Source organism: Undibacterium sp. RTI2.2 (assembly GCF_035018705.1).
GTDB lineage: Bacteria > Pseudomonadota > Gammaproteobacteria > Burkholderiales > Burkholderiaceae_D > Undibacterium.
Window position 1 is genome coordinate 1 of the sequence record NZ_JASJXN010000071.1, and the last position, 8,840, is coordinate 8,840.

7 protein-coding genes are annotated in these 8,840 nt (G+C 41.6%); all 7 read right to left on the reverse strand.

Features of this window, described 5'->3' with window-relative positions:
* Nucleotides 1–323: 323 nt before the first annotated feature.
* The 7 genes from QN395_RS20460 to QN395_RS20490 all read right to left on the reverse strand — a co-directional run bounded on the left by QN395_RS20460 (nt 324) and on the right by QN395_RS20490 (nt 8,554).
* Nucleotides 324–1,184, reverse strand: coding sequence for a Brp/Blh family beta-carotene 15,15'-dioxygenase (locus tag QN395_RS20460; RefSeq protein WP_323492895.1), 861 nt, complete (start codon nt 1,182–1,184; stop codon nt 324–326).
* The gene (locus tag QN395_RS20465; RefSeq protein ID WP_323492896.1) at nt 1,181–2,332 is read right to left on the reverse strand and encodes a lycopene cyclase family protein; all 1,152 of its coding nucleotides are present in this window, start codon (nt 2,330–2,332) and stop codon (nt 1,181–1,183) included. The genes QN395_RS20460 and QN395_RS20465 overlap by 4 nt, the downstream gene beginning before the upstream one ends.
* Nucleotides 2,322–3,266, reverse strand: a complete 945-nt coding sequence (locus QN395_RS20470; protein ID WP_323492897.1) for a phytoene/squalene synthase family protein — start codon at nt 3,264–3,266, stop codon at nt 2,322–2,324. Before QN395_RS20470 ends, QN395_RS20465 begins: the two co-directional genes overlap by 11 nt.
* On the reverse strand, nt 3,263–4,738 hold the full coding sequence (gene crtI / locus QN395_RS20475; protein WP_323492898.1) for a phytoene desaturase family protein: 1,476 nt from the start codon (nt 4,736–4,738) through the stop codon (nt 3,263–3,265). Before crtI ends, QN395_RS20470 begins: the two co-directional genes overlap by 4 nt.
* A 3-nt stretch (nt 4,739–4,741) precedes the next feature.
* Nucleotides 4,742–5,719 (reverse strand): polyprenyl synthetase family protein, encoded by a 978-nt coding sequence (locus QN395_RS20480; RefSeq protein ID WP_323492899.1) that lies wholly within the window; start codon nt 5,717–5,719, stop codon nt 4,742–4,744.
* Between the two features lie 92 nt (nt 5,720–5,811).
* A complete protein-coding gene (locus QN395_RS20485) occupies nt 5,812–6,609 on the reverse strand; it encodes a bacteriorhodopsin-like (protein ID WP_323492900.1) in 798 nt (265 codons plus the stop codon).
* A gap of 1,111 nt (nt 6,610–7,720) precedes the next feature.
* Nucleotides 7,721–8,554 (reverse strand): GGDEF domain-containing protein, encoded by an 834-nt coding sequence (locus QN395_RS20490; protein ID WP_323492901.1) that lies wholly within the window; start codon nt 8,552–8,554, stop codon nt 7,721–7,723.
* Nucleotides 8,555–8,840 lie beyond the last annotated feature (286 nt).

The window sequence follows — 8,840 nt, forward strand, 5'->3', positions numbered from 1 at the left end:
ACAAGAAAACCAATCGCAACAGTGGCCACACCCATGCTCGACTTTACTGGTTTGGGTATTTTGCAAGAAGCTCTAATGATAAGCGGCTTAAAAGTAACGAATTTACACCTACAGTCTAAACTTTAATTTAGATTCAATTGGTAACAATTTTTGCCAATCTCTAGAGAGTTCAAAGTTTAGTCAACTTCATGGATTGTTACTCAGGCTAATTGCCGATCACTTTAGGCTACCAGTTTAGAGCCGTCTGTTGTTAAAGAAAACTAAACTTAGATTCATATAGTGATACGGTTTTAATTAATACTTTTGCTGTTACTAAATTAATACTACTGAATAAATTTTATTCGATCAATGAGTAACATGTGGGGAAGAGTTAGTGCGCCGAGTGTCACAAATAAAAATTGCGTAATCCGCGGGTAGTTTGGTGACGGTGGTAAATAAAACCAACCTGTGGCAGCCAACAGAATGGTTCCTATCATTGGAGCCAAAGAAATTATCAATAATTGTTTGAAGCTAAGTTTAGAGTAGTGTTGGGTCCTCAGGATATGTCTATAGCTATGCATTCCACAGAAAAAAATAGCAAATCCAATTAAGGGCTCTGCCAAGACTGCTAAATAGCAAACTGAAAAAAGTTCTAAGCTAGCGCTCTTATTTTCAATCCACTCAATGCAGAAGCAAGCAACGCTTGAAATTAGCCAAGGCAAGGCAATTAATTTTAAAAATGAAGTTATCTGTTGCCCCATTTCTTCATTAAGAATTAAAGCGAATAAGCTGGTCATCTGATCGGAATGTAAAATTGTAGGTAATACGATGATGGCACCGCCGTAAAGAAATCTAGTTATTTTTAGCCTCGTTAATATTAAGTCCCTTGAGAAATGCAGCATTGAGAGTAATAAGAAACTTACCATAAAACTCATTGAAAAATGCCACCACACAATAACCACACTTAAGCTCAGTGCTAAGTAGGTAATGGTGAACTTTAGCCAAGATTGCCACCCGTTAATCAAAAATAGTTGTTTCGCAAAAACAAGGTCTAGGGCCCCATGTGGAACGCCTAAAAACAGCACAAGTGACGTTATAAACAGCAACTTGTAAAGTGGATCTAATGAATCGATTAGCATTGAAATTAAAGTTGCTAATATAGTTAAACAAAAAAATACTAAGCGCTGTATTTGTATGCTGTTCACGTTCTGTGACGTTTAAGTAGATGTTTAATAAATGGGGCTGGCGGTAATGCGTTTATCACGGATAAATAGTCAAATAGGTTTCCCTGATCGGATAAAAACCGGACGAGTTGTTGGCTCTTCACTTTCGAAAACAAACTAATGAATAAATCGGGCGCTAATTTCGGATTATCCCGAATGACTTTAAGAAAAATCGCATCCATTGTTTTGAGTAATACTTTATCTTTGCAATGTCCAATTGGGTGCTGGTTTTGACATAGTGAAATCGCACATTCTTTAGCCCAGATCTGTATTCTTTGGAATGCATAACCTGTGGCTGGTCTCGCTGCGCCAGCCGTTAAGCCTGCAAAAACATAGGTCTTTTCCATTTTTAATTGTTTTGGGTAATTAGGAATTCCCATAGGAATTAACCCAATTTCTGTTCTATTAACCTTGTATGAGCCGCCCTGGGTATATTGCAAAATCGAATCGCCGAGATGACCTTGTAACTGAAGTGCACAGTACGGTCGCTCAGCGAAAACGGTGAACTCGATCAAGGCTCTGCTAGGAGTCAAAGGTAACAGATAAGTAAATCCAACATAATCGTTATTGGCGTCACAGAAGTTCATTAGGTGCGCAATGCATGGATCGAATATCGGATCAATTGACTCGATCTCGCATCCTAAAAACGATTGCCAGAGAGTGGCACCGCTCTGCGGGTCGACGGGAAATGGTCTAGTATCAACTATTGTTTTAGCATTGAACTCTCCATTGGAAGTATGGACATACCATTTACCATTTATTAATTTAGGGTTCCCGATTACGGTAGTATCAGTCTTTATTTCGAGCGCTGTGTTGCTACTGATGGCGGCTAGAACATGATCATAAAAATCTCGGGCGCTTATGACTCTGTAAGGGGCAAATGAACAATCAACGACCACGCTCTGAGCGCTGGTTTTAACTAAAAACTGATTCCAATGGTGATTGGCAATATTGTTCCAAGTTTTGTTTTCACTGCTCCAAAAACACCATGTGCGATCATTTTGATATGATTTACGTGGGTCTATCAACACGGTTTTTGGCGAATTTTCCCCCATCGCTGACAATTGCATACCTAGACTTAGGCCCGCACATCCTGCTCCTATAATGATCAGATCAACATCAGTTTTCATGTATTTGAGCCGATCGTGGTTCTGAGACATAGTATCCTTGTATTGCTTTATGCAGACTTGAATCGTGTGCGGCAGGGTGACGCCAAAATCGGAGACTCGTGACCGCCGACAAAACGGCGGTTAATGTCACCAATAGTTTGCGAGGTGTCCGGACGATGATACGACGATGCCAATATTCATAATCCTGCTTTTCGAGCTCTTTTCCGATTTCTCGATATACTCGCGCGGCCACTAAGATTGACAATCGCGCCCGAAAAGGCAAGTACGATAGTCCACATTCGCCACTTTCGTAGTACTTATCCGCACTCGCGAGAAGACTAGCAACGGCCTTTTTAATTAGTTTAACTTTGGATCCGGTGGGCGTGATGAGATCTTGGATATCCATATCATTGATAAAATGGATTGGGAGATAACGTCGGTTGATCAACGCATCGTCCTTTATATCGCGGCAAATATTAGTTAATTGCATTGCTATCCCCAGATCAATCGCGTACGGAATAGCGTTATTGTCATGTGAATTCAACACTTTGCACATCATTAGACCAACAGTTCCTGCAACTTGATAACAGTAGCGTAGCAATTCATCTTGATCCATTATCCTGACCAGCTCAATGTCAGAGCCAACTCCTTGAACTAAATCGAGCACTGCGGAGCAATCAATGCCGCACTCTTTAATCAAATTTAAGCCGTCAACAAGTACTGCGTTGGTACCTAGACCGGATACAACGGCTTGCCGTACTTCTACCAAGTTTTTTCGTGATAGATCAACCGATTCCGCTTCATCTACGACATCGTCTATGTAGCGACAAAACTGGTAAAGGCGAGTGGCGCGCTGAGAGTCTTTTTCACCCAACAGCCGGCGAGCCCAATGAAAACTCTTCCCTTTTGAAGCAAGAGTATCTTCAGCGGTCGCATGAATAACTTCGTTGCTCATACCGTATTTGCAAACGGAATAAGTGAGTCAACGACTTTAGCTGAAGAGATCACACCGGGTATTCCCGCCCCCGGATGAGTTCCGGCCCCAACCAAATATAGATTTTTAATTCCTTCCGCCCTGTTATGAAACCGAAACCATGCTGATTGACTAAATAAAGGGGCAATTGAAAACCCTGCGCCATGCTCGCTTAAATAATTATTCTTAAAATTTGTTGGAGTCTCATAAAAATCTTCAGTGATCGTCTTTGTTAAGTTCGGAAGAATAGTATTATCTAGCGCCGAGATGATCCTATCTCTTAACTTAGGACCTTCTACAGACCACTCTTGGCCACCTAATAAGTTAGGAACCGGACAAAGGACATAAAAGCTGTCACAACCAGGAGGTGCAAAACTTGGGTCAGTTGCTGTGGGTCGATGTAAATACAATGAAAAGTCATCAGACAAAATTTTATTGTCAAAAATATCAGTCAAAAGCTCTTGGTATCTCTTTCCTAACCAAATAGTATGGTGTGCAATATCCGGATAAACGGTGGTCGTACCAAAGTACAAAACGAATAAGCCCATGGAAAAAGTAGGTTTTTTTGTTTTGAGGCGCGTCCAAAAAGACTGGTGTTTCGGTGCAATTATGTTGCGATATAAGTAAGCTGGGTCAGCATCTGAGATAATAATATCTGCCATCATAGTCTCGCCACTTTCTAAAACTACTCCTTTTGCTACGTTGGAATCGAGTACTAAAGACTTCACTGAACTGGCCATTAAGATATTGACGCCATGTCGTCGCATGAGGTTTTCCAAAGCAATCACTATTGCTCTAGTTCCTCCTATCGCGAAATGCACTCCATAAGCCCTTTCCAAATAATGAATCAGGCCATAAATGCTTGTCGTGCTGAAAGGATTGCCGCCGACTAGTAAAGGTTGAATAGAAAAAGCCTGACGGAGATTTTCATTCTTTAGATATTTGCAAACTAGTTGCCAGACCGTTTTGTAACTTTTTAACTGTACAAGTCTCGGTATTTGTCCCATCATGAACCAAAAGCTGTGAAAAGACTTGGTAGATAGCTCAGTAAAGCCCACGTCAAAAATGCGATTAGAGTGCGCTAGCAGCTTGAGATATCGATCACAATCGTTGGGCTCGATCCGGTGAATTTCCGCTAATGTATCTTCTAAAGTTCCGCCATAGTTAAAATGTTCGCCGTTAGAAAAATGAAAGCGATACCACGGATTTAACGGAACAAGCGTTATGTGGTCGGATAGCTTTTCGCCAAATAAATCAAATAACTCGTCGAATAAAAATGGAGCAGTTATAACGGTGGGGCCCGCATCATGTCGAAATCCGTTTCTCTCAAATGATTGCGCTCTACCGCCAAGTTTTTCGCAGCGATCGATCAACGTTACCTCGTAGCCTTTCGCGCAAAGGCGAAGCGCACTTGCAATTCCACCAAATCCAGCACCGATTACGATTGCGCGCATAGATTAGTTCTTTATGAGAAGGTCATCAAGCAGCCGCTCAATGTTTTGAGCACATTCGGCGAGTAGCTTACCTGATTGTTGAGGCAGCACGGCTAGTGAGGTCTGCGCAAGCCGTAGGTGCTTAACGGCAAGAGTTTGGGACGCCGCGATTGAATCGACGCAGGTCTTTGATACAGAATTTAAATAATTAAACATCCCAACGATGTTGAAGCGGTCTTCTTCGAGCGACTGATTTAGTTGAGCACAGTCTGCAGAAAAGTCACGCAAATCATCGTAAATTTGAAAGCCAACTGCGAAGTCTTTACATGCCTGCTGCGCTGTTGCTAGCATCTCCTCGTGTCCACCTATCAGTAGAGTCAGCTCCAAAGGCAAACTCAACAATGCTCCAGATTTAGCCATGGCCACTTGAATGTAAGTTTCCAACATGAACTGGTTAGCACTAATGGATAATTCAGCCGATTGTCCGATAATTGCTTCTGATACGCGCCCATGCATTAATTGCAAAATCCTAGGCAAGAGAGAGGGTTTGCTAATATTACAAAGAACTCCGTAGGCAGCTGATAAATAGAAATCTCCACTGCAAATTGCTAAATCAATGCTAAATTTGTTCCAAACAGATTCTTGTCCGCGACGATATTTATCACCGTCTTGGACATCATCATGTATCAATGAGGCGTTATGTAATAGTTCGACTGAAGCGGCGATGTATATGCAGTCTTGGTCACTCAAACCAATTTCTTGACCTGCACTCAGTGCCATGCGCGCTCGCAAGCGCTGCCCTCCAGATTGAAGGTGATAAATGGCTGCATTTCGAATATCTGAAGAATCAGCTGTAGAAATAACCAAGCGATCAAGAAGTTGGACGTTGGGAACGCTTTGCAGAAGACCTAATATGCATGTTTCCACTTGCTGAAGCAAGGCATCGGGCTTACTAACCAAATAGCTCGCTATAAGCTCTTGCTCAATGATGTTTGCTTGCATATTTACCCTAAAGATATAAATAAGCGCGGTAAAGTACTCGGAAAGAGATTCTCCAGACTGTCTGGAGAATCTTCGAAGCAGCTTTAGTGAAATTAGTGTTTTACATTTTCGGACTCAGATACCGCAACCCTCCAAATAATCAAGCCAAATGCAATTTTGTTTAGTACATCAGCTAAATTGTAGATAATATTTAATATGCCTGCGCTGTCGGCAGGTGGGCGACCGGTCAGATAACCGGCAAAGTATCCGATTGGATAAATAGCCCAACCAAACGTAACGATTAATCGCATTGTAGTAAATGCAGATTGAACTGATGGGGGCGCACTTCCAGCGTTAATTTTGCTGGCTTCACCTGCAAATATCTCATAAAGTATGAATGCCCAACCAATCATTCCGACTATAAATGCTGGCATTGCTGGAACGTATCCAGCTTCGCCAACATAACCTCCAATTAACATTACCAAGGTACCAATCATTAATCGCCAAAATACCCCGGCAGGAACCTTAGCAATCGCTGACAAAATTAAATAGAATTCGATCATCAAGAGTGGCACCGTGATTAACCAATCGATATATCGATAAACTGTAGGAGTGGAACCAGTTGTGACCCAGACATCCCGCATGTAAAAATAATGAACGGCCGCCACTAAGGTTACCAATCCAGAAACTGTGAGGGAAGTTTTCCATTTCGCTGATACTCGATCACGTTCCAGAAAGAAAAATGCTGTTGAGGCGACTAACGCCATAGAAATCAACCAGAAACTGATACCGACAAAATCATCCGGTTTCAGTACCGACGAGGCAGCCCAAGTCGACGAACTGAAAAACCCAAACAAAACAAAAGATGCCGAAAATAATGCTACTTTAGACTTTGTGAAACTTGCTTTCATGATGTCTCCTATTTTTTTACTTAATTTGCACGTTATAGTGCGAGAATCATTCTATATAAGAAGTAATCGTCTGGTTAATTGCAATGATAAGTAAGTGGGTCAATTTCTAAATTGTTTTGGTTACCGATGTATTGTTATGCTAGTACTGGCGACTATGTCAAATTTGTGTTGCCGCTAAAATAGATTAAAAATAAAAACCCGTATGCGACATGAGTTTTAACACTTGTCAAACACCGTAAGTGACTGATTAATATCAGTAAGCTTAAATTCAACATTGGTCTGTTGCAGAGTAGAGTATTTTAAGTCCGCCTATTTCACCATAAATAGTGTTTAATATATGATTACGCGTTGGAACCCGCGTATAGCTCATTGCTCAAGCGGTTTTTTTGTTTCATGATTGTTCTGACATTTATTGACCCGCTTCTCTCGTACTATTTATGGTGTTCAAAAGATTATTTCTTTAAATCGAGGAAATGTTGATTCGATTTTTGAGATTGAAGCGGTCGTCGGAGCAAATGATTTGTATGAACTCCTCGATTCTTATGTTCTGTCAGCTCTGACGATAAAACTAATATGTTTTTAAACGCCAGAAGAAGCCCCCAATAGCGACATTGTTGGGTGAGAACCCTGTATGAGACGCTATACGGATCAGCTTGGACTTGTGTATATGGGAGGTTTTCCCGGGCCAGTGGTAGTGGACATCACGATAAGAGTCAACAACAAACAGAGCGCTATCGCTAATCACGGTCTCGGCAACAGCATCCTACAAGGGGTCGTTTTGATTTCCGTGCAATATGCCACTGTAGGTGCCCCTAGCATTCATGCGGGTTATAGGGTTATAGGGTTATAGGGTTATAGGGTTATAGGGTTATAGGGTTATAGCAGATTACCCATCTAAATTCTCATAAAAATCAGGCACTTGCTGTTTGGTTAAAACACCTTCCGATTCCACCCTCTCCGTGACGCAATTCTTGCCCATCCTGTTTTTTTTGCTGAAGTAACTAGTACTACTAGGTGATTAAGTTTGGCCATTAGCCCCAGAAAAATTGATCAAAATTACGTTATATAGCTACAACACAACTCTATTTCCGTGTAATCCGGCGCTCGTTTATCATGCAAAAACATAATTTTCTTTCGCTAATTTAGCTTTATACATTGCCTCATCCGCACTTTTGATAAGCGCCTCGACTGAAGAACCATTTTTCGGGAAAATAGCAATTCCAATGCTGGCGCTAATAGATGGAATTGTTATCGATGACAATTCTGGAGGATCTATCGGCGCTTCTATTGCCGCCATAATTTTATCGGCGATTACTGCAATATGCTCTTGATCCCCTACTTCCAGCAATAAGTAGAGAAATTCATCGCCGCCATGCCTACAGAGGGTATCATCGTTGCGAATCGTTTCTTTTAGCCGCAGAGCGACTGTCTTTAATACATGATCACCAGTGGCATGCCCTAGGGTGTCATTAATAATTTTGAAGTTATCTAGGTCAACAAAAAAAACCGCTAAGCCCCAGCCATGACGATTGGCTTGTGCTAGGCCATGCTCTAAACGATCATAAAACAATAATCGATTTGGGAGTCCTGTAAGAGGATCATGAAGAGATGCGTGTTTAGACTCATCTGCTTGAGCTTGAGCAGTCTCTAGTCGTTGCTCCAATATCTGACGTTCGATGACTTCATCCCCAAGAGCTTGGTTGACAGCAGACAGCTGGGTCGCTGCATGCTGAACCTTTTCTTCAACCGATTGACTGGTCTGAAGTGCGTTTTCTACGCCTAAAGAACTGACATCATTAGCCAACCTCTGTTTCAATGCGACATTGACAGACGAAAGATCGTCGGCACATTCAATCATCACATCTTTGATTTTCTCACTTTGATCGAGAACCTGTGCCAAAGACTTGACATCGGAATTGCTAATTTTTGTCTTTGTTGTTGGCATAGTTATTCTTAACAAATGGTTGTATTTAGACTTGTGTAATAAATCAAAAATAACAATCTATCTGATCGCTGGCGCACCGACAAGTGCTGTAACGGATTATTTTCTGACCACTTCAACGAAAGAGTCGTTTTTATCGGTCTAAGAGTTGCTATTTACCACCGTATAAATCGTTGCCTATTTAATGGAAAATGTTGGGTATCAAGCAAATAGGCGTTGGTGCACTTCAAACTCGAAAAGCGGTGATGTTACGATGCGGCCTCAATTTTACTGATCGCCCCGATGCCCA